The sequence below is a fragment of the Streptomyces sp. NPDC042259 genome (genome assembly GCF_055582085.1).
In genome coordinates, this window is the sequence record NZ_JBVJDW010000001.1 from 539,702 (window position 1) to 562,627 (window position 22,926).

The 22,926-nt window shown below is 71.2% G+C and carries 25 protein-coding genes; 17 read left to right on the forward strand and 8 right to left on the reverse strand.

The features are described from left to right. Nucleotides 1-46 precede the first annotated feature (46 nt). The 4 genes from ACZ6MA_RS02435 to ACZ6MA_RS02450 all read left to right on the forward strand — a co-directional run bounded on the left by ACZ6MA_RS02435 (nt 47) and on the right by ACZ6MA_RS02450 (nt 3,996). Nucleotides 47-1,279: a cytochrome P450 gene (locus tag ACZ6MA_RS02435; protein WP_469430399.1), complete on the forward strand. Its 1,233-nt coding sequence runs from the start codon at nt 47-49 to the stop codon at nt 1,277-1,279. A gap of 391 nt (nt 1,280-1,670) precedes the next feature. Further along, nucleotides 1,671-2,291, forward strand: a complete 621-nt coding sequence (locus tag ACZ6MA_RS02440; protein WP_469430401.1) for a DUF6230 family protein — start codon at nt 1,671-1,673, stop codon at nt 2,289-2,291. Between the two features lies 1 nt (nt 2,292). Next, a complete protein-coding gene (locus ACZ6MA_RS02445) occupies nt 2,293-3,039 on the forward strand; it encodes a DUF6114 domain-containing protein (RefSeq protein WP_469430402.1) in 747 nt (248 codons plus the stop codon). A 270-nt stretch (nt 3,040-3,309) separates the two neighbouring features. Then, entirely contained in the window at nt 3,310-3,996 is a 687-nt protein-coding gene (locus ACZ6MA_RS02450) for a hypothetical protein (protein ID WP_469430404.1), read from the forward strand. 92 nt (nt 3,997-4,088) lie between these two features. Here the strand turns inward: ACZ6MA_RS02450 and ACZ6MA_RS02455 are convergent, their stop codons facing one another. After that, nucleotides 4,089-6,122 carry a bifunctional glycosyltransferase 87/phosphatase PAP2 family protein gene (locus tag ACZ6MA_RS02455; protein ID WP_469430406.1) on the reverse strand — a complete coding sequence of 678 codons (2,034 nt, stop codon included), beginning with the start codon at nt 6,120-6,122 and terminating at the stop codon, nt 4,089-4,091. Between the two features lie 201 nt (nt 6,123-6,323). On the opposite strand from ACZ6MA_RS02455, the gene ACZ6MA_RS02460 reads away from it, so the two are divergent. Continuing rightward, complete coding sequence (locus ACZ6MA_RS02460; RefSeq protein ID WP_469430408.1) at nt 6,324-6,998, forward strand: TetR/AcrR family transcriptional regulator; 675 nt, start codon at nt 6,324-6,326, stop codon at nt 6,996-6,998. A 185-nt stretch (nt 6,999-7,183) separates the two neighbouring features. Here the strand turns inward: ACZ6MA_RS02460 and ACZ6MA_RS02465 are convergent, their stop codons facing one another. After that, nucleotides 7,184-7,963: a helix-turn-helix domain-containing protein gene (locus ACZ6MA_RS02465; RefSeq protein WP_469430410.1), complete on the reverse strand. Its 780-nt coding sequence runs from the start codon at nt 7,961-7,963 to the stop codon at nt 7,184-7,186. A gap of 401 nt (nt 7,964-8,364) precedes the next feature. On the opposite strand from ACZ6MA_RS02465, the gene ACZ6MA_RS02470 reads away from it, so the two are divergent. From ACZ6MA_RS02470 to ACZ6MA_RS02485, 4 genes are all read left to right on the forward strand, one after another. Next, nucleotides 8,365-8,823 carry a glycine-rich domain-containing protein gene (locus ACZ6MA_RS02470; RefSeq protein ID WP_469430411.1) on the forward strand — a complete coding sequence of 153 codons (459 nt, stop codon included), beginning with the start codon at nt 8,365-8,367 and terminating at the stop codon, nt 8,821-8,823. A 65-nt stretch (nt 8,824-8,888) separates the two neighbouring features. Next, complete coding sequence (locus tag ACZ6MA_RS02475) at nt 8,889-9,566, forward strand: class I SAM-dependent methyltransferase (RefSeq protein ID WP_469430412.1); 678 nt, start codon at nt 8,889-8,891, stop codon at nt 9,564-9,566. Between the two features lie 127 nt (nt 9,567-9,693). Then, complete coding sequence (locus tag ACZ6MA_RS02480) at nt 9,694-10,029, forward strand: antibiotic biosynthesis monooxygenase family protein (protein WP_469430414.1); 336 nt, start codon at nt 9,694-9,696, stop codon at nt 10,027-10,029. Nucleotides 10,030-10,118: 89 nt separating this feature from the next. After that, complete coding sequence (locus ACZ6MA_RS02485) at nt 10,119-10,634, forward strand: GNAT family N-acetyltransferase (RefSeq protein ID WP_469430415.1); 516 nt, start codon at nt 10,119-10,121, stop codon at nt 10,632-10,634. A 244-nt stretch (nt 10,635-10,878) separates the two neighbouring features. On the opposite strand, the gene ACZ6MA_RS02490 is transcribed toward ACZ6MA_RS02485, so the two are convergent. Beyond that, on the reverse strand, nt 10,879-11,391 hold the full coding sequence (locus ACZ6MA_RS02490) for an EF-hand domain-containing protein (protein ID WP_469430417.1): 513 nt from the start codon (nt 11,389-11,391) through the stop codon (nt 10,879-10,881). Nucleotides 11,392-11,635: 244 nt separating this feature from the next. Between ACZ6MA_RS02490 and ACZ6MA_RS02495 the strand changes: the two genes are divergently transcribed. Together ACZ6MA_RS02495 and ACZ6MA_RS02500 are read left to right on the forward strand one after the other, a co-directional pair. Beyond that, entirely contained in the window at nt 11,636-12,196 is a 561-nt protein-coding gene (locus tag ACZ6MA_RS02495; RefSeq protein ID WP_469430419.1) for a hypothetical protein, read from the forward strand. An 11-nt stretch (nt 12,197-12,207) separates the two neighbouring features. Beyond that, nucleotides 12,208-13,272, forward strand: coding sequence for a cobalamin-independent methionine synthase II family protein (locus tag ACZ6MA_RS02500; protein ID WP_469431171.1), 1,065 nt, complete (start codon nt 12,208-12,210; stop codon nt 13,270-13,272). Between the two features lie 37 nt (nt 13,273-13,309). Here ACZ6MA_RS02500 and ACZ6MA_RS02505 read toward each other — a convergent pair whose 3' ends face one another. Next, on the reverse strand, nt 13,310-15,394 hold the full coding sequence (locus ACZ6MA_RS02505; RefSeq protein WP_469430421.1) for an MDR family MFS transporter: 2,085 nt from the start codon (nt 15,392-15,394) through the stop codon (nt 13,310-13,312). Between the two features lie 273 nt (nt 15,395-15,667). On the opposite strand from ACZ6MA_RS02505, the gene ACZ6MA_RS02510 reads away from it, so the two are divergent. The 4 genes from ACZ6MA_RS02510 (at nt 15,668) to ACZ6MA_RS02525 (ending at nt 18,419) form a co-directional block, all read left to right on the forward strand. Further along, nucleotides 15,668-16,339 (forward strand): HAD-IA family hydrolase, encoded by a 672-nt coding sequence (locus ACZ6MA_RS02510; RefSeq protein ID WP_469430423.1) that lies wholly within the window; start codon nt 15,668-15,670, stop codon nt 16,337-16,339. 113 nt (nt 16,340-16,452) lie between these two features. After that, complete coding sequence (locus tag ACZ6MA_RS02515; protein WP_469430424.1) at nt 16,453-16,629, forward strand: hypothetical protein; 177 nt, start codon at nt 16,453-16,455, stop codon at nt 16,627-16,629. 52 nt (nt 16,630-16,681) lie between these two features. After that, nucleotides 16,682-17,149 carry a nuclear transport factor 2 family protein gene (locus ACZ6MA_RS02520; RefSeq protein WP_469430426.1) on the forward strand — a complete coding sequence of 156 codons (468 nt, stop codon included), beginning with the start codon at nt 16,682-16,684 and terminating at the stop codon, nt 17,147-17,149. 103 nt (nt 17,150-17,252) lie between these two features. Beyond that, on the forward strand, nt 17,253-18,419 hold the full coding sequence (locus ACZ6MA_RS02525) for an SGNH/GDSL hydrolase family protein (RefSeq protein WP_469430427.1): 1,167 nt from the start codon (nt 17,253-17,255) through the stop codon (nt 18,417-18,419). A 49-nt stretch (nt 18,420-18,468) separates the two neighbouring features. Here the strand turns inward: ACZ6MA_RS02525 and ACZ6MA_RS02530 are convergent, their stop codons facing one another. Both ACZ6MA_RS02530 and ACZ6MA_RS02535 read right to left on the reverse strand, forming a co-directional pair. Then, nucleotides 18,469-18,777 (reverse strand): putative quinol monooxygenase, encoded by a 309-nt coding sequence (locus ACZ6MA_RS02530; protein WP_469430428.1) that lies wholly within the window; start codon nt 18,775-18,777, stop codon nt 18,469-18,471. A 93-nt stretch (nt 18,778-18,870) separates the two neighbouring features. Next, a complete protein-coding gene (locus ACZ6MA_RS02535) occupies nt 18,871-19,338 on the reverse strand; it encodes an NUDIX hydrolase (protein ID WP_469430430.1) in 468 nt (155 codons plus the stop codon). Nucleotides 19,339-19,354: 16 nt separating this feature from the next. Here ACZ6MA_RS02535 and ACZ6MA_RS02540 point away from each other — a divergent pair, with 16 nt between their 5' ends. Next, nucleotides 19,355-20,134 (forward strand): GntR family transcriptional regulator, encoded by a 780-nt coding sequence (locus tag ACZ6MA_RS02540; protein ID WP_469430431.1) that lies wholly within the window; start codon nt 19,355-19,357, stop codon nt 20,132-20,134. A gap of 72 nt (nt 20,135-20,206) precedes the next feature. After that, nucleotides 20,207-20,923 (forward strand): DUF6255 family natural product biosynthesis protein, encoded by a 717-nt coding sequence (locus tag ACZ6MA_RS02545; RefSeq protein ID WP_469430432.1) that lies wholly within the window; start codon nt 20,207-20,209, stop codon nt 20,921-20,923. Nucleotides 20,924-20,998: 75 nt separating this feature from the next. On the opposite strand, the gene ACZ6MA_RS02550 is transcribed toward ACZ6MA_RS02545, so the two are convergent. Both ACZ6MA_RS02550 and ACZ6MA_RS02555 read right to left on the reverse strand, forming a co-directional pair. Further along, nucleotides 20,999-21,580 (reverse strand): TMEM165/GDT1 family protein, encoded by a 582-nt coding sequence (locus tag ACZ6MA_RS02550; RefSeq protein ID WP_469430433.1) that lies wholly within the window; start codon nt 21,578-21,580, stop codon nt 20,999-21,001. Between the two features lie 185 nt (nt 21,581-21,765). After that, a complete protein-coding gene (locus ACZ6MA_RS02555) occupies nt 21,766-22,695 on the reverse strand; it encodes an ABC transporter permease (protein ID WP_469430434.1) in 930 nt (309 codons plus the stop codon). Nucleotides 22,696-22,926: the final 231 nt, after the last annotated feature.

Here is a 22,926-nt window from a genome sequence, read left to right on the forward strand (position 1 = left end):
GCCGTCAGCAATGACGGCAGTGATGCCGTCAGGAACGGAGTGCCCGATGCCTTGTCCCGCGCTGCCCGAGGGCTTCGACTTCACCGACCCCGATCTCTACCAGCACCGCGTGCCGCTCCCGGAGTTCGCGGCCCTGCGCCGGGCGGCGCCCGTGTGGTGGAACGCCCAGCGGCGCGGCGTCGCGGGCTTCGACGACGAGGGGTACTGGGCCGTCACCCGGCACGCGGACGTCCGGGAGGTCTCCACGCGGCCGGAGGACTTCTCCGCCCGGCTGAACACCTCGGTGATCCGCTTCAGCGAGCACATCGGGCGCGAGGAGATCGACGCCCAGCGGCTGATGATGCTCAACATGGACCCGCCCGAGCACACCCGGGTCCGCCAGATCGTCCAGCGCGGCTTCACCCCCCGCTCGGTCCGGGCCCTGGAGGCCGCCCTGCGGGAACGGGCGGGCGTCATCGCGGCCCGGGCGCGGGAGCACGGCAGCGGCGACTTCGTCACCGACATCGCCTGCGAACTGCCGCTGCAGGCCATCGCCGAACTCATCGGCATCCCCCAGGACGACCGGGCGCGGATCTTCGACTGGTCCAACAAGATGGTCGCCTACGACGATCCCGAGCTGGCCATCACCGAGGAGATCGGCGCCGAGGCCGCGACGGAACTCATCGCGTACGCCATGAACCTCGCCGCCGACCGCGCCAAGTGCCCGGCCCGGGACATCGTGAGCCGGCTGGTGGCGGCCGAGGGCGAGGGCAACCTCGGCTCCGACGAGTTCGGCTTCTTCGTCCTGCTGCTGGCCGTCGCCGGAAACGAGACCACACGCAACGCCATCAGCCACGGCATGCACGCCTTCCTCACCCACCCCGAGCAGTGGGACCTCTACCGGCGGGAGCGCCCGGCGACGGCGGCGGAGGAGATCGTGCGGTGGGCGACCCCGGTCGTCTCCTTCCAGCGCACGGCCACCCACGACACCGAGCTGGCGGGCACCGAGATACGGGCGGGTCAGCGCGTCGGCCTCTTCTACGCCTCCGCCAACCACGACCCCGAGGTCTTCGAGGCCCCCGAGAACTTCGACATCACCCGCGACCCCAACCCCCACCTCGGCTTCGGCGGCGGCGGACCGCACTTCTGCCTGGGCAAGTCGCTGGCCGTCATGGAGATCGACCTCGTCTTCCAGGCGATCGCCGACACCCTGCCCGACATCCAACTCGCGGGCGAGCCACGGCGGTTGAGGTCGGCATGGCTGAACGGAATCAAGGAACTGCGCGTGCGGTACGCCTAGCCGGCGGATCACGGGGGCGCACCACCGCTGCGCGGTGGTGTCACCGCAGGCGGCACAGCGGTCGGCAGCCGAGACACGACGTGCACGCCCCGGCCGCGAATCCCCAACTGGCCCTGGATAGGCCAGAATCGGTCCGTACCAGAACCTTGTCAGTCGCCATGCGCGGACTTACTCTCGGGTACACCTTCGAGGGTGGCATGTTCGATACGTCGCGTGTGCGCCGCACCGCACTGACCGTCGCGCCGCACAACCCCCGCACCGTATGCCCGTCGCATGCCGCCGTGCTCAGCTTCAGCGCACCGCAAGAGCCGCTTTCCCCGTGCGCGCCACCGGGCTCCAGTACCCCAGCAGCGCTTTGCGCTGTGCCACGCTCTCCGAGGGGACATTCAGCATGAAAGACGCTCAAGGAAGACAGGTGACGGGCCGCGTACGGTGGCGGAAGTTCGCCGTTCTGGCAGTCCCGGGATTCGCCGCCACGGCCGCGCTGGCGGTGGCCCTCGCCGACGGGGCGCTGGCCGCCTCGTTCGCCGTATCGGGCCAGCAGTTCAAGGTCTCCGCCGACAGTCTGACGGGTGAGGGGTTCGCGCAGTACGGCAGCGTGGACACCAACGCCCGCGGCGACCTGCTGCCCGTCGCCGTGACCGCCATCAAGAAGGCCGAGCTCAAGAAGCTCTGCCAGTCGGTGGTGACCCATCTGCCGATCATCGGTGACATCTCACTGAACCTCACGGCGGGCGGCGGTAAGGACCCGGTCGAGGCCAGCGATCTGTTCGTGGACGCGACACAGCTCTCCGGCAACGCGACCTTCAAGAACATCGAGATCGGCCGGGACGCCTCCACGGTGGACAAGGGCCCGGACAATGCCCAGGGCCTGCAGGACCTCTTCGCCCAGCAGGCCGACAACGTCAAGATCACCGACCTTCACCAGGTCGCCTGGGCGACCAACGCGGGCACGTTCAAGCTCGCCGGTCTGAACATGAAGATCTCCAAGGGCAAGCGGGAATGCTTCTGACGTGGCCACCGCCTCCCGGCGTGCCACCGAACCCGGCACGACCCGACGCAGCCCGAGGGCCGCGTGGCGGCAGTGGCGCAAGGGACGCCCCTTCTGGGGCGGCCTGGCCACGATCGTCGCGGGCGCGGAGATCAGCGCCATCCCGCTCGCACCACTGAAGATCATGCTTCATCAGGGCATCGCGGGCATTCCCTCGGTCCTGATGGGCCTGGTCATGGTCGTGATGGGACTGACGGCGTGGTTCGCGCCGCAGTACCGCACGCTCGCCGGAGTGCTCACGGTCATGGTCGCCACGGCGACGCTGGTCATGTCCAACCTCGGCGGGTTCCTGTTCGGCACGATCATCGGCGTCATCGGCGGCGGCATGATCTTCGCGTGGCAACCGCTCCCGGTGCCGCTCCCGATGCCGGGTCCGGGGCAGGAGGCCGATTCCGGCACCGAGGCCGAGCCCGGGGCCCGGCCCGAAGCCGGCACCGGCTCCGAGACCGAGTTCGGAACCGGGAACGGGACGGAGTCCAGGGCCGGGGCCGGTGACGGGTCCAGCGCCATTACCGGCACAAACACCAGCACCGGCGCCGCCACAGGCACCGGCACCGGCACCGGCACCGGCTCGGAGCCGGCGTCGGGGCACAAGCCCCCGCCCGGCCCCGCACCCGCCCCAACCCCCGATCCGACGCCCGGTTTCGTCACCCCATCCGCGCCCGGGACCGAGCCGCCTCCACCTCCCGGGTCACGCCCCACCCACTAGCCACCCGCTGGCCGGGCCGTCCGCGCGGCCGCCGCGGGCCGACGGACCCGAGGACCCGGGACGCGCAGGTGGGTCGCGGGACGTAAAGCGAAGCAGTCCCGCGACCCACCGGAGCGGCACGGGCCCGCCCCACGACGGACGGACAGCGGCCCGACCCCCAACCGCGCCGCACGCAGTGCAACCCGCCCCCCGACGTGCAACCGCACCAACACAACGCACCCCGCACGGAGTGCAACACGCACAGCCCACCTCCCACACAAGGAGCCCCAGATGACGAAGTCAAAGCGCACCGCGCTCGCCACCGCCGCCGGTCTGGCCGTCACCGCCGCCCTCACCCTGACCGGCACCGGCGTCGCGGACGCCCGGCCCGCCGCGGCCGACTCGACGACCGTGACCCCGGCGGGCCACTCCTTCACCGCCAAGGTCAACGGCAAGGCCACCTTCAAGGCCGGTTCGGTGACCCTCACGTGTTCGGTGTCCGTGTCCCAGCCGACGGCCGGCGGCACGGGCACCAACAACCAGATCCCCCAGGCGCCGGGCAACTCCAACCCCGCGGGCCCGGTGGCCAGTGACATCAACCCGCCGACGTACTCCTCGTGCACGACCAACCTGCCGGGCGTGACCGCCACGGTCACCACCAGCGGCATCTGGGGCGTCTCGATGCAGAACGGCTCACCGGCGAGCGCCACGCTGACCCTTCCCGCCGCGGGCTTCGTGCTCCAGACCAGCGGGCTGGCCTCCTGCACGGTGACGTCGGCGCCGACCGGCCCGAGTTCCGTCACCGGGACCTGGACCAACGGCAGCCCCTCGAAGATCAGCTTCGTCAACGCCGCGGTCCCGGTGAAGGTCACCGGCGGCTTCGGCTGCCCCACCAGCGCCGTGACGTCGTCGTTCAACGCGGTGTACGACGTCACGGACGTCACGGACCCGGCCTCCCAGATCACGGTGAGCGGCTGACCCGGACACCGTGAACGGAGAGCGGGGTGCGGGTACGGACCCGTGTCCGTACCCGCACCCCGCGTCGGGCCCCTCCGAAGGGAGTGGCCCGCTCAGCCGGCGACTTCGGCCGTCTCCTTCCGCTCGGCGTCCTCACCCCGCGGGCGCGCGGGCGGGGGCGCCTCCTCCATGCGGCTCGGGCCGCACAGCGCGTACTGGATGGCGAACCCGGCGGTGACGACCAGCGCGCCGCCGACCGCGTCCAGTACGTAGTGGTTGGCGGTGCCGATGATCACGGAGAACGTCAGCAGCGGGTAGAGCAGGCCGAGCACCTTCATCCACAGCTTCGGCGCGATGACGGCGATGACGACGCCGCACCACAGCGACCAGCCGATGTGCAGCGAGGGCATCGCCGCGTACTGGTTGGACAGCTCGGTCAGCGCGCCGAAGTCGGGGTTCTCCAGGTCCTGCGGCCCGTTGGCGGTGTCGACGTAGCCGAGGCCCGGCATGAGCCGCGGCGGGGCCAGCGGGTAGGCCCAGAAGCCTATGAGCGCCATGAGCGTGGCCAGCGACAGCGCGGTGCGCGCCCAGCGGTAGGTGCCGGGGCGGCGCAGATACAGATAGACGAGCAGGGAGACCGGCACCAGGAAATGGAAGGTGCCGTAGTAGTAGTTCATGCTGTCGGTGAGCCAGCCGATGCCCGACACGAACCGGTTGAAGCCGTGCTCGACGTCGATGTGCAGGAATTGCTCGGCGCCGAGGATCTGCCGGCCGTGGGACTCCGCGAGGGCCCGTTCGTCGGGCACCTCGGAGCGGATGAAGGAGTAGAGCCAGTAACCGGCGCGTATCAGCATCAGTTCCAGCAGCACGTTCGGGCGGGACAGCGGGCGCTTCCAGAAGCGCAGCAGCGGCACCCAGGAGAAGCGGCCCGGCCGCGGCTCGCCGACCGGGGTGGGCAGCGGCTTCTCCCACAGCGGCGAGGTGCGCGTCAGGAACGGCACCGCGCAGGCCGCGATGAGGGCGGCGAGCAGGGGGGCGTTGTCGGCGATGGGCCCCTGGACGCGGTTGTGCGGCATCAGGGCGGTGCTCGTGAGCGTCATGACGAGCACGATGAGCACGGGCCACACCAGCCGGTCGGCGCGCCGCTTGCCGACCCGGCCGACGACGGCGAGCAGGATCCACAGCTGCTGGTGCTGCCAGGCGGTGGGCGAGACGGCGACGGCGGCGCAGCCGGTGATGGCGATCGCGAGCAGCGTCTGCCCGTCCTCGGCGTAACGCACGGCGCGGCGCAGGCCGAGCACCACGACGGCGGCGGCGAGCAGCGCGTACAGCGTCAGCTCGACGGGGCCGCGCAGGCCGATCCGGAGCAGCAGGCCGTGCAGGGACTGGTTGGCGAGCCCGTCGGGCGCCTGGCCGAGACCGGCCCCGGCGATGTGGTGCACCCAGTACGTCCACGAGTCGTCCGGCATGGCCGCCCAGGCCAGCGCGGAGCAGGCCACGAAGGTGACGCCGGTGGTGAGGGCCGCGCGGCGGCGTCCGGTCAGCCACAGCAGCGGCGCGAAGAGCAGGACGACGGGCTGCAGTGCCGCCGCGAGGCCGACGAGGACGCCGGTGGTGCGCCCGGTGCCCCGCGCCGCCTTGGGCAGGCAGCACCCCAGGAGCACGAGCAGGACGGGGAGGATGCTGGTCTGGCCGAGGGTGAAGGTGTTGCGTACGGGCAGCGACAGCACGGTCAGGCTGATCGCGACCGGGGTGGCGAGCAGGGCGGTGCGCCGGGAGACGGGGCCGGGCAGGGCGCGGGCGGCGACGAGGGCGAGGGCGACGACGAGCAGCAGGGTGCCGAAGGTGAAGGCGATGCCGAGGCTCTGCTCGGCGGCCCGGGTCAGGGGTTTGAGCACCAGGCCGGCGAAGGGGGTTCCGGTGAAGCCGTCCTTGTCGTACAGCGAGCCGCGTACGTGCAGGACACCGTTGTCACCGATCCATCGTTCGAGGTCGGTGAGGCGGCGCTCGGGTGGCAGCCGCAGTACCGCCGCCGCCTGACGGACGGCCAGCAGCCCGGCGAGCAGCCAGAGGGCTCCCAGGGCCACGCCGATTCGCGAGACCGCTCTCGGCGGGCTTCCCAGCTCGCCCCGCTCCGCATTCGCCACGCCCCGCCGCTCCTCCAGTTCGCCCAGCTCGGTCAGCCTCGTAGGGCTGTTTGAGACCTTACTGAGTCCTGAGGGACAGACGCAGGTCACCCCCGGGTCACCTGACAACCTCCCACAGCTGTCCGGATTTCGCCGCCCGCGACGGGATCGTCCGGACACGTCACAAACGGGGATGAGTCCACACTTGTTAGGGTGCGCACCATGAGCACCGGTGCAGACAAGCCGCCACCCCTGCGGCGCGACGCGCAACGCAATCGGGAGCTGCTGATCGCGGCGGCCCGCGAGCTGTTCGCCGAACAGGGCCTGGAGGCCCCCCTCGACGACATCGCCCGCCGGGCGGGAGTGGGCAACGCCACCCTCTACCGGCGCTTCCCCGCCCGCGAGGACCTCATCGAGGCGGTCTTCCACGACACCCTCAGCGCGGGGCTGCGGCTGGGCGAGGAGGCCCGGCGGGCCGAGGACGCCTGGGCGGCCCTCGTCGGCTACATGGAGGCGGTCTTCGAAGGCCTGGCCGCCGACCGGGGCGCCATCGACCTGATGACCACCGCCATCCCGGCCGGCCCGACGCTGGCCGCCTTGCGCGAGCACAACCACGAGACGGTCGGCCTGCTCGTCCGCCGCGCCCAGGAGCAGGGCACGATGCGCCCCGACATCGTCGCCGAGGACCTCCTCTTCGCCCTCGCCGCCGTCGGCCGCTGCGTCCCCTCCTCCGCCGCCGTCGCCCCCGACTCCTGGCGCCGCCAGCTCGCCCTCCTCTTCGACGGCCTGCGCCCCGAGGCCGCCCGCCCACTCCCCGCACCCCCGCTGACGTTCCAACAGCTCGGCACGGTCCTGTCCGACCTCGGCTCGGGCCGCCCGAGGCCCCAGACGGGCTGACCCGACGGCCCGTGCCGACGCCGGCAACGGTTCGCACCTGCGGGCGCCTTCTCCGCGGATGCGGGAGCGGGCGCCGGTGAACGCCGTGCTGACCGTGGTTCCCCCGCTGCTCGCCAGGGAGTGGGCGACGCCATCAGCTCGCGGCACATACGAACGGAGCACACGGCTCCACGAGCGCCCTCACGCTACTCCGGCGGCCGGCTGTGCCGCTCCAGCGTCGCCTTGCTGGTGGACCGGTCCACCAGCCGCAGTTCCCATGGGCCGGTGTTCACATCGAAGTCTTTACCGAAGCCGACCCACTTCCCGGCCATGCGCCGACCGGTCGGCTCGACCAGGAGCTGAATGGCACCGTGGTAACGGGCCCCGTTGTAGTAGCCGTCTGCGGCCGTCTGCTCGACCCATGTACCCGTGACCACGTTGCGGTCAACGGTCAGGTCCAACGTGAGGGGGCTGTCCGGATTGCCACTCGCACCGGGCAGGCTCTGAGCGGTCAGCCGGTTTCCGTGCTGGACGATCACTACGTAGTGCTTGCCTTCGTACGAATCACCCCGGCTCGAAGAGAAGAACTCGTAGCGGCTGAGCCACACCCCCGAGAACGTCTCCTCAGCCGTCTGCGCGGCGGGCTGGACGCCCACTGCGGCAGAAGTGACATCACCCGCACCGGTCTCCATGTCATGCCCTCCCTTCCCATCTGTGTGCACCCGTGCCATCGGCACCGGCAGAGTGAACCCCAGGGCCTCGACCGGACGGCCGGTGACCCGTTCCAATGCCCTGGCGTACACGCCCCGAGGCGTCTTGCTCGTGCCGGACTCCCAACGCTGCACCAGACGCTTGGAAGCCTCGTTCGGCTCTCCCAGTTCCGCACCCGCCCGGCGGAGCGCCTTGGCAAAGTCGTCTTGGCTTAGGCGCAGGCCGATACGCACGGCCCGCAGCACACCATTCGGCACCGCAGCGGTCGTCGTCATGACGTCGAAGTTAGACCGAAGTGACTCTTAATGACACCCAATTGACGCCCTCGGGGCGTCAATAACACCCCTCTGAGTGACGCCCACGAGACGCCTGATGCGTCGTCGCGGTGATCCGCGTCGAGAGGCGAACATCTAGCTCACCAACGACAGACAGCGAGGGGTTCGCAATGACCGTGATGGGTGCAGAGGAGAAGGCGGGGACCGGACGTGTCTCCATGACCGTGCGTGTCTCCCGCGACTCGGGCCGCACCTGGGGCGCCCAGGTCGCCCACCCCAGTGCCCGGAGCGAAAAGCCAACCAGCCCGGCGGCGTCTGCCGCTTGGCCCCCGTGCGAGTGCCCCAGGCACCGCGTGTAAGGCCCCCACGTTCGCGCACCATCCGACCAGGAAGGCACAGACGTGACTATCACCCGCCGGCACCCGACCGAGACTCTCGGCCTCATCAGCGGCGACCTTCGGGCCCTCCTCATCAAGGACGTGCGCAAGGACTGGCCCGACCTCACCGACGAGATGGGTGAGCGCGGTGTGAACCAGATGGTGGCCTTCCTGGCCGCCGGCACGGTCTCCGACATCCCGCTGACGCCCTCGCTCCGCGTAGACCTGTTCTGGCACCGGTTCCTCCAGCGGACGGTTCCCTACATCGCGTTCTCCAGGTCCCTCGGCGTGGACTTCATCCACCACGTTCCCGACGACGGGGCCGGCCCCGGCCCCGAGGAGGGAAGGACGGCGATGGCGGCGACGACGGCCGCGATCAAAGCGGCCGGGTTCGAAGTCGACCCCGAGTTCTGGCCCGGAATGGAAGTGGCGGACTGCTCGCAGTGCCACGCTGGATGCACCGACAGCCCCGTGAACAAATAGCCCCGGGGGCCGGCCGCCCGGCCAGGACGCCGGGCGGCCGGCCCGTGGACGAGAACGGAACCGAAGTGTCCGACACCCGTAGCGCCGCCTGGGACGAGTACGCGCAGACCAAGCACCAACGGCGCACGACGAACGCCCGTGGCGAGTCCACGTGGTTCAACTGGACTCAGTACGCCGACCACGGCCCGGGGGCCGAAGTACTCGCCTTGAAGCCGGGTGAGATCGCGCTTGACCTCGGCTGCGGTGCCGGTGGGAACGCGGCCCACCTCGCCCGCCTCGGCGTGCGGGCTGTGGGCGTCGACCTCTCTCCAAGGCAACTCGCGAAGGCGCGGGACAGGTGGTCGGACGTCGAGGGGTTGGAGCTGCACCAGGGTGACGCGCTCGCTTACCTAGGAGATACCTGTACGGTCTTCGACGCGATCTACAGCGTCTTCGGTGCGGGCTGGTTTTCGGACCCCGGCCTGCTGCTGCCGATCATCCACGCGAACCTCAAGCCCGGCGGTGTGTTCGCCATGTCCCAGCGCCCCCCGGTCGAAGGGTGCTACGGCTGCCAGGCGTCGTACATCCCGCGCGGGCCCGACGAGGACCCTGCTGTCGTCAAGCGGTGGGACTACGAGGCGGATGTGTGGGCTCTGATCCTCCAGGAGCACGGATACGCGGACGTGTCCGCCTCCGTGATCGCCCCGCCCCCGGGCACCCGGCGCACGGGCACGTTGTTCATCCGGGGCTTCCGGGGCACCTGAGGGCAGGCATTCCGGGCGGTCAGCGACGAAACGTCCTCACGACGCTTTGACCGGCTGATGTAGGAGACTGCACCCACACGGTCCGGAGCGGGGGCCCGCCAGGGGCTCTCCCGATGAGAGGTGTCATGTGAGCGTCGTAAAGATCAACGTGCTGACCGTCCCCGCAGAGCAGCGGGAGACGCTCGAGAAGCGGTTCGCCGCGCGGGCCGGTTCCGTCGAGAACTCCGACGGCTTCGAGTGGTTCGAGCTGCTGCGGCCCGTCGAGGGGACGGACACCTACCTCGTCTACACGCGCTGGCGCAGCGAGGAGGACTTCCAGGCGTGGATGAACGGCTCGATGAAGGCCTCGCACGGTGGTGGCGAGGGTGGCGGGGACGGCGCCCCCAAGCAGAAGCCCGCCGCGTCCGGCTCCACGCTGTGGTCCTTCGAGGTCGTTCAGCAGGCGGCGCCGAAGAACGGCTGACCGCCGCGCACTCCGGCGGGGGCAGGACCGCCCGCTCCCGCCGGCGAATTCCCGGGCGTCACACGCGTCCCACGTGCGAGGATCCCGGCATGACCGATGCCGCGACCACCCGCCTGCCCTGGACCGTCGGCCCGGAGCCGGTCGGCTCCGCCGAGTCTGCCGTCCTGCTGCGTGAGTACCTCATCGATGTGGCCGACCGCTGGTACGAGTTGAACCACGACCGGTCCGCCACGCCCGAGGAGATCGACCGTCACCTCGCCGAGGACCCGAGCGACGACCTCACCCCGCCGCACGGCGTACTACTGGTCGGCCGGCACGGCGGCGAACAGGCGGGGTGCTTGGGGCTGCGGCGGCTGGACGCCCGTACGGCCGAGTTGCGGCGCATGTACATACGTCCCACGAAGCGCGGTCTCGGCGGCGCGGCCGTACTGCTCGGCGCCGCCGAGGAGGCGGCGCGCGCGTGGGGCGTGGAGCGTATCGTCCTGGACACCCGGATGGACCTGGTGGAGGCCCGGGCCCTGTACGCCCGGCACGGCTATCTGCCCATCCCGCGCTACAACGAGAGCCCGTACGCGGAGGTTTGGCTTGCCAAGGAACTGGCCTGACGCCTGACGCCTGACGCCTGTCCGGCGGATCAGCCACGGATGCCTCGGCCCCCGGACGGGCTGCTGAGCTCTGTCCTCAATCGCCGGACGGGCTTGATGTGGCTGAGCCCCAGCAGCCTGTCCGGCGATTGAGGACGCGCCCGCAGGGCGCCCGCCGCCGCAGGCGGCCAAGACGGCCCGCAGCCGACACGACAGCCCGCAACCGGCACGACAGCCCCCCGCCGAAAAACCCGCCGGCACAGGCCTACGCCGCTCCCCCGCCATACAGCGCCGCCCCCATAGGCGAGTCGTCCCCGACGACATGCGCGCGGACCGAGGCGAGGTAGTCGTCACGGCCGACGCGCCCGTCGCCGTCGGCGTCCAGCGCGTCGAAGGCCGCTTTGATGTTGTCGACCGGATTCCCCAGCGCCGTCCGCAGCGTCGTGAACTCCGGCAGGTCCAAGGCACCGTCCCCGTCCGCGTCGACGAGGTCGAACAGGGCGCCGAGCACGGGCTCGCAGACGGTGTCGAACGCCTCGGCGCCCGCCCATGCCGCGTACTCCTCGAAGGTCACCCCGCCGTCGCCGTCGGCGTCCATCGCCGCCCAGGCGCGCTCGCCGGCCGCGAGCGCGGTGACGACCAGGGGGTCGTCCGCCTCGCGGCCCGCGGCCAGCGTCACCCGCCGGGCCCGCGCGGCGTACTCGTCCTTCGAGACGACCCCGTCCCCGTCCGTGTCCAGCATGGCGAAGACGAGTCGCTTGGCGGCGATTTCGTTCATTGAGGCACCTTCGATCGGGTGGGGCCGACGGTGGGAGTCACGTTCCCGCTCGTGCTTCCCTACCCATTACGCCGGGTGACGAGTCCACGACGACGGCTCACGCTCGGTCACGCGGTGCACGTGACACGAACCCCGCGCACGGGGTGGTACGTGCGCGGCCGGCCCGCTGCGAGCGCGGGGGGCGGCGGAGGCGACCGGGGGGTAGGCAAGGGCCGGTAGCAGATCCGGACTCCCTGGAGGACGCATGGTCGGTGGGCGTGGTGCGGCGGTGGCGTTGAGTGCCCTGGCCCTGGTGGGCTCGTCGTTGGTGTGGGCTCCGGCGGGTCGGGCCGGCACGGGCGGGCACCAAGGCGACGCGGGCCGACACACGGAGACCGTCCTGTGCACGGGCACCGGCGAGAGTACCTACGATCCACCCCTGACCCTCACGCCACGCCCGGCACGCGTCTCGGTGGCCTCCCACTACACGTGCACCGTCGCGCCGGGCCGGGTCGTGCGGGCCACCAGCTCGCTCGAAGGGGTGTCGCCGTCGACGTCCTGCCTCACGCTGAGTGGCGCGCGCCTCTCGGAAACCGTCCACTACGCCGACGGGAAACAGTCCTCGATCACCTACGAGGACGGCACCACGGTCCGTCTCCTCGGCGTCCAGTTCGTCAGGCTGACGGGCCGGGTCACCGAAGGGCGCGGCAAGGGGCAGTCGGCGTGGCGGACGGTGCCCGCGCTGCCCCAGGGGCTGCCCACCGAGTGTCTGGGTGCCGGTCTGCGGGGAAGCGACGGACAGGTGCAGCTGGAGGTCCGCCCGTGACCCGGACCTCCGTGGGGATCCCCACCGAACCCATCGGCAGCCTGCCCCGGCCCGCCGAGCTGCTCGCGGCCATGGCCTCCCATGCCGACGGCCGGATCGGTGACGACGAACTCGCGGCCGCCCGGGACGCCGCCGTCCGCGACACCATCCGCCGCCTGGAGCAGACCGGCTCCCCGGTCGTCACCGACGGCGAGCAGTCCAAGCCCAGCTTCGCCACCTACCCCCTCGCCGGGCTGGAGCACTTGGCACCCGACGGCGCCGTCATCCCGTTCGCCGACGGGCACCAGCGGCAGCTGCCCCGTCTGACGGCCGGACCGCTGCGCTACGCCGTGCGCGCCGACAGCTATCTGCGGGCCGCGCTCCGGCACGCGAGCGTCCCCGTCAAACAGGCCGTCATCGCCCCCTCGGCGCTCAGCCTGCTCTACCCCCCGGACGGCATCGACGGCTACCCCCGCGAAGCGTTCCTCGACGATCTCACCGCCGAGGCCGAGGCCGACATCCGCGGCTGTCTGGAGGCCGGCGCGCACAGCGTCCAGCTCGACTTCACCGAGGCCCGCCTCGCGTTGAAGCTGGATCCGGGCGGTGGTCTGCTGGAGCAGTTCATCGCGCTCAACAACCGGGTCCTGGAGCGTTTCTCCGCCGCCGAGCGGGCCAGGATCGGCGTGCACACCTGCCCCGGCGGCGACCAGGACTCCACGCACAGCCTCGACGTGGACTACACCGCCCTGCTGCCCGGGCTGCTGCGGCTGAACGTGGGCGCTTTTTACGTCCAGTTGGCCAGTGAGCCGGATCCGGAGAAGGCCCTCGGCGTCCTCGCCGACCAGCTGCCCGGCCACGCCCGGGTGTTCATCGGCGTCACCGACCCGATCGACCCGCGCGTCGAGACTCCCGAGCAGGTCCGTGACCGGGTCCTGGCCGCCGCCCGCCATCTGCCCGTCGATCGCCTGGGCACGTGCGACGACTGCGGTTTCGCACCGTTCGCCGACGACACCTCCACCTCCCGCGACATCGCGTTCGCCAAGATCCGTGCCCGGGTCGAGGGCACCGCCCTGGCCTCCCGGGAGCTGCTCGGCTGACCGCGCCGGCAGCACGGCACACCGGCGCCGCCGTTCCCTACGACTTGCGCCGGTGGTCGCCCGTCTGGCCGTTGTGGGGCTGTTCGGCGTCGGAGCCGCAGAGTTCGCCGTTCAGTTCCCGCACGAGTTCCATGAGGTCGGTGGGACGGTTCGGCGACCACCAGTCGCCGAGCAGTTCCGCGAGGGATTCCTCGCGGGCCCGGAAGAGTTCGGCCGCGACGTCGCGGCCGCGTTCGGTGAGGACGAGCGGCAGCCCTTCGCGGACGGCCAGGCCGCGCACCTCCAGCTCCCGTGCGGCCTCGGTGATGACCCGTAGCGGCACGGGCACCCGCTCGGCGAGCATCGCGGGCTCGGCGGATCCGAAGCGATTGATGCGCAGCAGCATCCAGCTGGAGGCGGGGTGCAGTTCCAGCCCGGCCCGTTCGGTGATCTTCTCGTAGACCTTGCGGCGGCCTTCGCGGCTGCCCAGGACGGACAGCGCGCGGGCGCACTCGTCCCGCGAGGAGCGCTCGACGGGGTTGCTGGAGAGCACTTCGCTGGTGTCGGGGGCGGTGACGCTGCCGCGCAGCGGTTCCTCCTTGAGCAGCCAGGCGAGGACGAAGGCGACGGCCATGGCGGGCACCGCGTAGAGGAACACGTCGGTGATCGAGACGGAGTAGGCGTCGAGCACCCCCGACCGTTCGCCCGGCGGCAGTGCGGAGACGGCGCGCGGGTCGCCCTGGAGCCGTTCCGGGCTGACGCCGGCGGGCAGCTTCGTACCGGCGAGGGCGTCGACGATGCGCGGCCCGAGCTTGTTGGCGAAGATCGTGCCGAAGATGGAGACGCCGAAGGACGCGCCGATGGAACGGAAGAACGTGGCGCCGGAGGTGGCGACGCCGAGGTCCTGGTAGCCGACGGAGTTCTGCACGATGAGCACGAGCACCTGCATGACCAGGCCGAGCCCGAAGCCGAAGACGAAGAAGTAGGCGCTCATCTCGCCGACACCGCTGGCGGGGTCGAGCTGGTGCAGCAGGAGCAGCCCGAGGGCGGTCAGCCCGGTGCCGGCGATGGGGAAGGCTTTGTAGCGGCCGGTGCGGCTGACGATCTGGCCGGACGCGGTGGAGGAGATCAGCATGCCGGCCACCATCGGCAGCATGTGCACCCCGGACATGGTCGGGGAGACGCCCTGGACGACCTGGAGGAACGTCGGCAGGTAGGTCATGGAGCCGAACATCGCGAAGCCGATGACGAAACCGATGACCGAGCAGAGCGCGAAGGTGCGGATCGTGAAGAGCCGCAGCGGCAGGACGGGTTCGGCCGCGCGCCGTTCCACGAGCACGAAGGGTACGAGGAGCCCGACGCCCAGCACCCCGAGGCCGATGATCTGCCAGGACCCCCACGGGTAGCTCACCCCGCCGAGCGAGGTCATCAGCACCAGGCAGGTGGCCACGGCGGCGATGAGGAACGTGCCGAGGTAGTCGATGCGGTGCGGGGTGCGGCGGACGGGGATGTGCAGGACGGCGGCGATGACGAGCAGCGCGACGATGCCGATGGGCAGGTTGATGTAGAACACCCAGCGCCAGCTGAGGTGGTCCACGAACAAGCCGCCGAGCAGCGGCCCGAGCACGCTCGTACCGCCGAAGACGGCGCCGAACAGCCCCTGGTAGCGGCCGCGGTCGCGGGGCGGCACGATATCGCCGACGATCGCCATCGACAGCACGATCAGCCCGCCGCCGCCGAGCCCCTGCAGCGCCCGGAAACCGATGAGCTGCGGCATGTTCTGCGCGGCGCCGCACAGCGCGGAGCCGACGAGGAAGATGACGATGGCGATCTGGAAGAGCCTCTTGCGCCCGTACTGGTCCCCGAGCTTGCCCCACAGCGGGGTCGCGGCGGTGGAGGCGAGCAGATAGGCGGTGACGACCCAGGAGAGGTGTTCGAGACCGCCGAGGTCGCTGACGATGGTGGGCAGCGCGGTGGAGACGATCGTCTGGTCGAGCGCCGCCAGCAGCAGCCCCAGCAGCAGCGCGCCGATCGCGACCAGGACGGTGCGCGTGGACTGCCCCTCGCCGGGGACGTACGGCCCCTCCCCCGCCGGTGCGGCCTCCGGGGGGTGCTCGGCTCGGCCCGGGGTGTCCTCCGCCATGGGCGCTCCTCGGATGCGACGCGGTTCCGGCGGGCGGCGCCGGCTCGGTTCGGGTCCCGCGGGCGCTCGGCGCCACGCGTTCCTCCATCGTGATCCGGATCCGCGCGTCCGGCCCGCCGGGATAGGCCATTGGCAGCCCCGGGACCGCCGCGACCAGGGGCATTGGCGTTCCCGGTGCCCTTTTTGTATCGTGAAGAAACAAAGTGGCTCCGTCCGTATACCCTGACCGGCGGGCGGGGCCACTTGTCTTCTCCCGCGCCCTGGAGTCCGCCGATGCCGGCCAACACCCCCGCCCCGACCACGCTGACCGCCCGCGCCCTGCTTTTGGACATGGACGGCACGATCGTCAACTCCGACGCCGTCGTGGAGCGCTGCTGGCGCCGGTGGGCGGGTGAGCACGGCCTGGACGCGGACGCGGTGATGAAGGTCGTCCACGGCCGCCAGGGCTACGCGACGATGGCCGTCCTCCTCCCGGACCGCCCCATGGAGCAGAACCACGCGGACAACCGCCGCATGCTCGCGGCGGAGACCGCCGACCTCGACGGCGTCGTCCCCGTGCCCGGCGCCCCGGCCTTCATGGCCGCCCTCGCCGGTCTCCCGCACGCCCTCGTGACCTCGGCCGACCGCGGCCTGGCCGAGGCCCGCATGGGCGCGGCGGCCCTGCCGATGCCCGAGGTCCGCGTCACGGCGGAGAGCGTCGGCGCGAGCAAGCCGGACCCGGAGGGCTTCCTCAAGGGCGCCGCCGCCCTGGGCTTCGCCCCGGCCGACTGCGTGGTCTTCGAGGATTCCGAGGCGGGCATCACGGCGGGCAAGGCGGCCGGCATGCGCGTCGTGGGCGTCGGCCCGCGCGCCGCCGCGTACGCGCCGGACGCCCACGTCACGGACCTGCGGCAGGTCCGGGTCACGGCGGGGCCGGACGGCGGGATCGTGCTGACCGTCGGGTAAGAAGCTGCCACGGGTCTCGATCAGCGTTCGTCTTGATGACCGTTTGATGAGCGTTCCGCGAACTTGATCGAGTCTGGGGGTTTAAGGCGCCCTTCTGCTCGTAGCCTGGCCCCATGTCACTCGACCCGACCACCGGCCAGCTGTCACCCGAGGAGATAAACGACACCATCCGCGCCTTCCTGGCCACGCGCCGGGGCCTGCTGACCAGGTCGGAGCGGAGGATGTACGAACGTCTCCTCGCGGCGTGGCACGCGGCGGCACGCCGCGACCGGTGCGGCGCGGGGGTGTGACGGCGGCGGCTCGCTTGACCTCGACCAAGGTTGAGGGCACATGCTCCTCCGCATGACCGACGAGACGCCGTACACCGACATCCGGGCCCTGCTCCAGCGCGCCGAGATCACGGACCTGTTCGACCGCTACCTACGGTCCCTCGACGACCGGAAGTTCGACGCGTCGTGGGCCGCGTCGTTCTTCACCGAGGACGCCACCACCACGACCCCCGCCGGGTCGGTGCGGGGGCGGAACGCCGTCCTCGAGAACGTGCGCACCGCGATGCGGCTCTTCGACCGCACCGTGCACTTCGGTTCCAACTACGTCATCGAGGTGGATGGTGACCGCGCGAGCCTGCGCGGCAACCAGCTCAGCACCCATGTGCTCGCCGGTGACGGCGGCCTGTTCCTCTCCGGCGGCCGCACGGACAACGACCTGGTGTGGACCGTGGACGGCTGGCGGCTGCGACGCGCCGACCTGCACATCGTCTGGACGCAGGGCAACCCGCCGGTGCTGCCGCCGGAGCTGAGGCGGGGCTGAGGCCGCGCCGGCGCGTCACCCGTCCGGGGCGAGCGAAGGTGCGAAGGCGCCGGACCTCGCGTGTAGTGGGCAGGGACCCCTGCCCCGTACGGAATGAGCCGTCATGTCCGTGAGCACCCGGAACAGCGACATCGTCCAGCACGACGCCGACGCCCCGCCCCGGCCGGTCAGGATCCTGCCGATGGGCGACTCGATCACCGAGGGCTGGGGAACGGCGACCTGGGTCGGCTACCGGGAGGATCTGTTCAAGGCACTGCACCGGCTCGGCCACGACATCGACTTCGTCGGCTCCCGCAAGGACCTGGTCCAGCCGGACGGGGACCCCGACCACTTCGGCACGTCCGGCATCCGCATCGAGGCGATCAACGCGCAGGTGCCACAACAGCTTCCGCCCGCCGCCCCCGACTGGGTCCTGCTGCACATCGGCACCAACAACATGTACGACGCCTTCTCGGCGGCCCAGGCGCCGGGGCAGCTGCGGGAGTTGGTCGACAACATCCTGCGCGTCTGCCCGGACACGCGGATCCTGCTGGCCGCCATCATCCCCTCGAAGAATCCCGTCTACCAGGCGAACATCGACGCCTACAACCGGGAAGTGCGAGCCGTGGCGGAGGAGCGGGCCGGGCGGGTGCACTTCGTCGACATGGCACACGTCCTGCGCGCCGCGGACGACCTGGGCGACGACGTGCACCCCAACCTCACCGGTTACGGCAAGATGAGCGCTGCCTGGAGGAACGCCCTCCACCCCCTGCTGCCCGCTCCCCAAGGCGGCCCCGTCCTCACCGACAACCCCCACTTCCAGACGCAGTTCCTCGTCTCCGGCGGCAACCAGTTCAACCAGGGGAACCTTCCCACCTACTTCCCGAGCTGGCGCAATGAGGGCATCAACGCCTACGGCGCGGACCTCGCCGGAACGGGCAACGGGTCGAACGCCGTCGGCATGCTCAAGGCCGGTGCCTACCGGGGCATCTCCACCACGCTGGTGACGCGGCCCGGGACCGGGGTACGCGTCACTTTCCGCGCGAAGGCGAACGAGCTGGGTGCGGCGTACGGATGCGTGACGCCGGGCGCCGCCGGGCGCCGGTTCACGACCGGCATCGACGGCTTGCCGCCGGTCACCGTCACGGTCCCCGACGGCGGTGACTGGCAGACCTTCCACTTCGACTGCGTTCCCACCACGAACCTGAGCGTCCTGCGGTTCACCCCCGACGGCCAGGACGGCTGCGGCCCCCTGCTCACCGACGTCGTCGCCCGCGAAGTGTCCGCCTGAACCGGCCCATTGGGCGCGCGGCACCGCCCCTTCGGGGGCACCGGCCGCCTCACGACGTCCCGTCGACGCGCTCCAGGAAGGTCACCTCGGTCCGGGAGACGAACTCCTCGCGCGCTGCGAGGAAGTGCTTGACGTGCGGCTGCTGTTCGTGTGCGTCGAACGCGGCACGGTTCGCGTACAGCTCGTAGAAGATCCGCACGTCCGGCTCGTTCGGGACGCGGTGGTTCACGTACACGACGGTGCCCGGCTCATGCCGCCGGATCCCTTCCAACGTCCGGAAGACCAGCCCGTCGAAGGCTTCCGCCGCGTCGGCGTCGCGCAGCGTGAAGCGCACGACGAGCCCGAAGCCGGGGGTCATGGGCATCCTCCTGGGTCGGGCCAAGAATCCCAGATCCCGGCGGGCAGCGCGGGGCGTTCCCCGATTCCGGATGAGACGGTCACCGACTCGTCTTCACCCCACCGGCATCAATCGATGGCCGTCATGGATCCGCACATGCGGAGCGTCGGGACTCAGTGCGTCCAGGATCCGCACGGCGTACGCCTCGCTCATCGCCGCACGCACCTGATCCGGGGACAGCCAGGAGACAGCCACGGACTCATCGGAGGTCCGCTCCGTGCCGCCCAAGGGGGCGCAGCGGAAGACCAGGGCCACGATCCCGCGCGTCATGTTCTTGTAGACACCCGTCAACCGCTCCACCTCGACCTCGATACCGGTCTCCTCCAGCACCTCCCGGCGGGCTCCCTCCTCGGGCGCCTCATCGATCTCCAGCACCCCGCCCGGCAGCTCCCACCGCCCGTTGTCACTGCGCCTGATCGCGAGGACCCGCCCGTCCTCGCGCACGACGGCGCCCGCCACCGAGACCGAGTGGAGTGGCGTGGGCCTGCGAGACTGGGCAGCCGTACTCATACGGATGAGCATAGGAGGGCGGGGGTTCATGGGCAGCGAGGCCTCACGAGACTCGGGCAAACCACGCTATCTGCAGATCGCGGATGACCTGGCCGCGCAGATCCGCGCGGGCTCCTTGGAGCCCGGCACCCAGGTGCCCAGTGAGTCCGACGTCATGGGGCGCTACGGAGTGTCGCAGGGGACCGTGCGTAAGGCGATCGCCGAACTGCGCACGGCGGGACTGGTGGAGACCCACCATGGGCGCGGCTCCTACGTGAAGAGCCTTCCGCCTGTCCGCAGGATGTCCTCGGACCGGTTCCGCCGGTCTCACCGGAAGGCGGGCAAGGCCGCGTACCTGGCGGAAGCGGAGCAGGCGGGCCACACCCCGGAAGTACACGTGTTGTACGTGGGGCCGACGGAAGCACCGGCCGAGATCGCCGAACGCCTGGACGTGCCCGTCGGAGAGCGGGTACTCGCACGGCGTCGACGCTACTTCGTCGACGGCACACCCACCGAGGAAGCCACGTCCTACCTCCCCTGGTCCGTGGCGAAGAACATCGCGGAACTGTTCGATGAGAACCCGGGCGGAGGCGGCATCTACGCTCGCCTCGAAGAACATGGTCACTCCCTCGCTGAATACGTCGAAACCGTTCGCGCTCGCCTGGCCACCAAGCAGGAAGCATCGGCCCTTCGGCTCAGCCCTGGAGCCCCGGTGATCCATCTCGTCCGGGAGGCATTGACCAGCGACGGCAAGGCGGTTGAGGTCTGCGACACCGTGATGGCCGCAGACCGATTCGTCCTCGAGTACAGGATTCCCGCGCTCGACTGAACTGGGGGCAGGCGGGGACGGGTTGACTCACGCATAGGAGTTGCGCCACCCTCAGCACATGCACTCATGTACATGAGTGCATGTGCTGCTCTCCTCCGCAGTGCCTGGATCAGGAGGCTCGATGCACAACGAAGCCGATCCCGCCCCCGGCGGGGCTCAACTCCCAGCCCGGCAGAGTTCTCCCCCGGTGCCCTGCAACCAGTGCGCCGTGATCAAGTCGGACCACTACGCGGCCGCCCGCCAGGGGAATACCTACATGGCAGAAGTGACGACCGTGGCGATGGGGCGACACCTCCGGGCGGAGCATTCGTGACTGCCGTTCCGACCGCCGTCGAAGCCACCGCACTGCTGGCGATCCTGGGCTACTTCACCCACCTCCTACTCAGACGACCGTCCCGGCTGGCAGACCCAACCGTCGCCCGGTCGTACGAAACCGAGAGGCCCGGCCCACCGGCCAAGCCAACCCGGGTACCGACGAGCGACGGAGCGCACGAGTCCAGGCCGCCATGCCCCAGGTGCCCGCATCCCGAGGAAGCCTGGGTAACGGCAGACGGGGTGATGACCTGCTCCGACTGCGGGACGCGCCGTATCGTCGATTTCCGGGCGCTCGGGCCCGCGCTCGAACCGCCGGAGAGAGCAGCGCCCTACGGGCCTACCGTCACAAGCATCGGTCTTCTGAGCGGCAGTCCCGGCGGTCGGCAGGCCGCCTCCAGCAACAGGCACCGGTCCCGCGAGGCCCTGCTCAGGAAGGTGCGGGAAGCCAACAGGCGGAGCGGTGAGGCGCTGTGAAGCGCCGCCACCGCGTGGCGGGGAGGCCCCGGTTCCGGGCGGTGGTGGGGGCCTTCCCCGGGGGCCGGGCGGGGCTCAGCCCGCGACGGCCTCGTACAGGCTGAACCCCGCCAGCGCCAGCATCAGCACCGCCGCGATCCGTGTGATCAAAGCCAGCGGCACCCGCTTCATGAGGGTGCGGCCGCCCACGATGCCCAGGCCCGCCACCGACCACAGGGCCAGGACCGCGCCCACGCCCACCGAGACGGGGTCGTCGTAGCGGGCGGCGAGGTTCGCGGTCATGATCTGGGTCAGGTCGCCGAACTCCGCGACCAGGATCAGCATGAAGCCCGCGCCGGAGACCTTCCAGAAGGACTGGTCGGCGGGCTTCTTGATCTCTTCCTCGTCGTCGTCCTTCTTCAGCAGCAGCATCGCCGCGCCCGCGAGGAAGAGCAGGCCGACGACCGCCTGGACGAGGCGGTGCGGCAGGAGGGTCAGGACGCTGCCCGCGGCGATGGCCAGGGCCACGTGGACGGCGAAGGCCGCGGCGACGCCGACGAAGACGTAGCCGGCGCGGTAGCGGGTGCCGAGCATCAGGCCGGCGAGGGCGGTCTTGTCCGGCAGTTCGGCCAGGAAGACGACCCCGAAGACCAGGGCGGCGACGGTGAAGCTGAACACAGGGTTTCCTCTGTCGGTGGGGGCTGCGCGCACCGAGTGACGGGGCCTGCGTGGAGGTCAGGGGTCGCTTCGGCACGGCAGCGTCGTGGACACTGCGGCCGAAGGTCTCGCTGGCGGGTGAAGAACATCCGCCTCCGGGCGCCGGCTGAGCGAACTCAGCAGTATGTCGACGGTCCGGCGAAGAGCTACTCCCCTTCTGCTCCCTTCAGGGTACAGGCACCCCGGCGCGGCCTCCTGGCCGAGCCCGCACGCAAGCCCGCACGCGAGCCCGGGTGCGGGCCCCCGCGAGGCCCCCCACGCGCATCACCGCGCGCGGCGCCGAGCGCGTCCCCGCCCGCGTCCCGGTGCAGGAGCCCCCTGGCGATCAGCTCCAGGGTGACCGCCACCGCCACCGCCTGCACCGCCATCAGCGCGACCAGCACGAACATCTGCACCGCCCCCGCCAGCAGCGGTGAGGCGCCGCCCAGCAGCATGCCCACGAAGGCGCCCGGCAGGGTGACGAGGCCCACGGTCCGGGTCTGGTCCATGCCCGGCAGCAGGGCGTCCGAGGCGGCCGGGCGGGCGATCTCCAGCCGGGCCTCGCGGTCGAGGAAGCCGAGGGCCATGGCCGCCTCCACCTCGCCGTGCCGGGTGCGCAGCTCGTCCAGCGCGCGCCGTCCGGCGAGGACCGTCGCGGTCAGACCGCCGCCGATGAGGATGCCGGTGACCGGGATCAGCGCGATGCCCCGGTACGGCACGAGGCCGGTCAGCAGCAGCACGGTGACCACCGGCAGTACCGCGGCCCCGATCGGCACGGCCGCCCACCACCACGTGCCGTTGTCCGTGACGCGGCGCCCGGCCGTCCGTACCGCGACGGCGAACATCAGCAGCAGGAAGCACAGCAGCAGCGGGGCCGCCCGGACCACCCAGCCGATCAGCGCGGAGACCACCGCCAGCTGCGCGGCCGCGCGCAGCCCCGCGACGGCGATCTGGCGGGCGTAGCCACGGCCCCGGTCGCCGGTGAGACGGGCGAGCGCGGCGACGGTGACCGCGGCGGCGAGCAGGGCGGCGAGCACCACCCCGAGGGCGGTGTCGACGGGCAGCAGGACTTCGGCGGCGACTGCGACGGCGGGCACGCGGCCACCCTACGGGCGGCGGACATCCCCGCCGGGGCGCACTGGCGGCGGGCGTGTCAACCACAGCTTCCCGGAAGGCGGGTGGCGGCGTGTCAGCCCACCACCGTCACACCGGACGCGCGGCCCGCCGAGTGGTGGATCACGCTCCTTCCCTCTTGCTTTGACATGGCCGCGTCGCCACGCTGTTACCCGGCGACCACCCCCCGGCAATGTCTCGCCGCGATCCTGGCC

Coding starts and splice junctions, on each gene's coding strand:
- ACZ6MA_RS02435 (WP_469430399.1), top strand. CDS start 47: ATGCCTTGTCCCGCGCTGCCCGAGGGCTTCGACTTCACCGACCCCGAT.
- ACZ6MA_RS02440 (WP_469430401.1), top strand. CDS start 1,671: ATGAAAGACGCTCAAGGAAGACAGGTGACGGGCCGCGTACGGTGGCGG.
- ACZ6MA_RS02450 (WP_469430404.1), top strand. CDS start 3,310: ATGACGAAGTCAAAGCGCACCGCGCTCGCCACCGCCGCCGGTCTGGCC.
- ACZ6MA_RS02460 (WP_469430408.1), top strand. CDS start 6,324: ATGAGCACCGGTGCAGACAAGCCGCCACCCCTGCGGCGCGACGCGCAA.
- ACZ6MA_RS02465 (WP_469430410.1), bottom strand. CDS start 7,963: ATGACGACGACCGCTGCGGTGCCGAATGGTGTGCTGCGGGCCGTGCGT.
- ACZ6MA_RS02485 (WP_469430415.1), top strand. CDS start 10,119: ATGACCGATGCCGCGACCACCCGCCTGCCCTGGACCGTCGGCCCGGAG.
- ACZ6MA_RS02490 (WP_469430417.1), bottom strand. CDS start 11,391: ATGAACGAAATCGCCGCCAAGCGACTCGTCTTCGCCATGCTGGACACG.
- ACZ6MA_RS02495 (WP_469430419.1), top strand. CDS start 11,636: ATGGTCGGTGGGCGTGGTGCGGCGGTGGCGTTGAGTGCCCTGGCCCTG.
- ACZ6MA_RS02505 (WP_469430421.1), bottom strand. CDS start 15,394: ATGGCGGAGGACACCCCGGGCCGAGCCGAGCACCCCCCGGAGGCCGCA.
- ACZ6MA_RS02510 (WP_469430423.1), top strand. CDS start 15,668: ATGCCGGCCAACACCCCCGCCCCGACCACGCTGACCGCCCGCGCCCTG.
- ACZ6MA_RS02515 (WP_469430424.1), top strand. CDS start 16,453: ATGTCACTCGACCCGACCACCGGCCAGCTGTCACCCGAGGAGATAAAC.
- ACZ6MA_RS02520 (WP_469430426.1), top strand. CDS start 16,682: ATGACCGACGAGACGCCGTACACCGACATCCGGGCCCTGCTCCAGCGC.
- ACZ6MA_RS02525 (WP_469430427.1), top strand. CDS start 17,253: ATGTCCGTGAGCACCCGGAACAGCGACATCGTCCAGCACGACGCCGAC.
- ACZ6MA_RS02530 (WP_469430428.1), bottom strand. CDS start 18,777: ATGACCCCCGGCTTCGGGCTCGTCGTGCGCTTCACGCTGCGCGACGCC.
- ACZ6MA_RS02535 (WP_469430430.1), bottom strand. CDS start 19,338: ATGCTCATCCGTATGAGTACGGCTGCCCAGTCTCGCAGGCCCACGCCA.
- ACZ6MA_RS02540 (WP_469430431.1), top strand. CDS start 19,355: ATGGGCAGCGAGGCCTCACGAGACTCGGGCAAACCACGCTATCTGCAG.
- ACZ6MA_RS02545 (WP_469430432.1), top strand. CDS start 20,207: ATGAGTGCATGTGCTGCTCTCCTCCGCAGTGCCTGGATCAGGAGGCTC.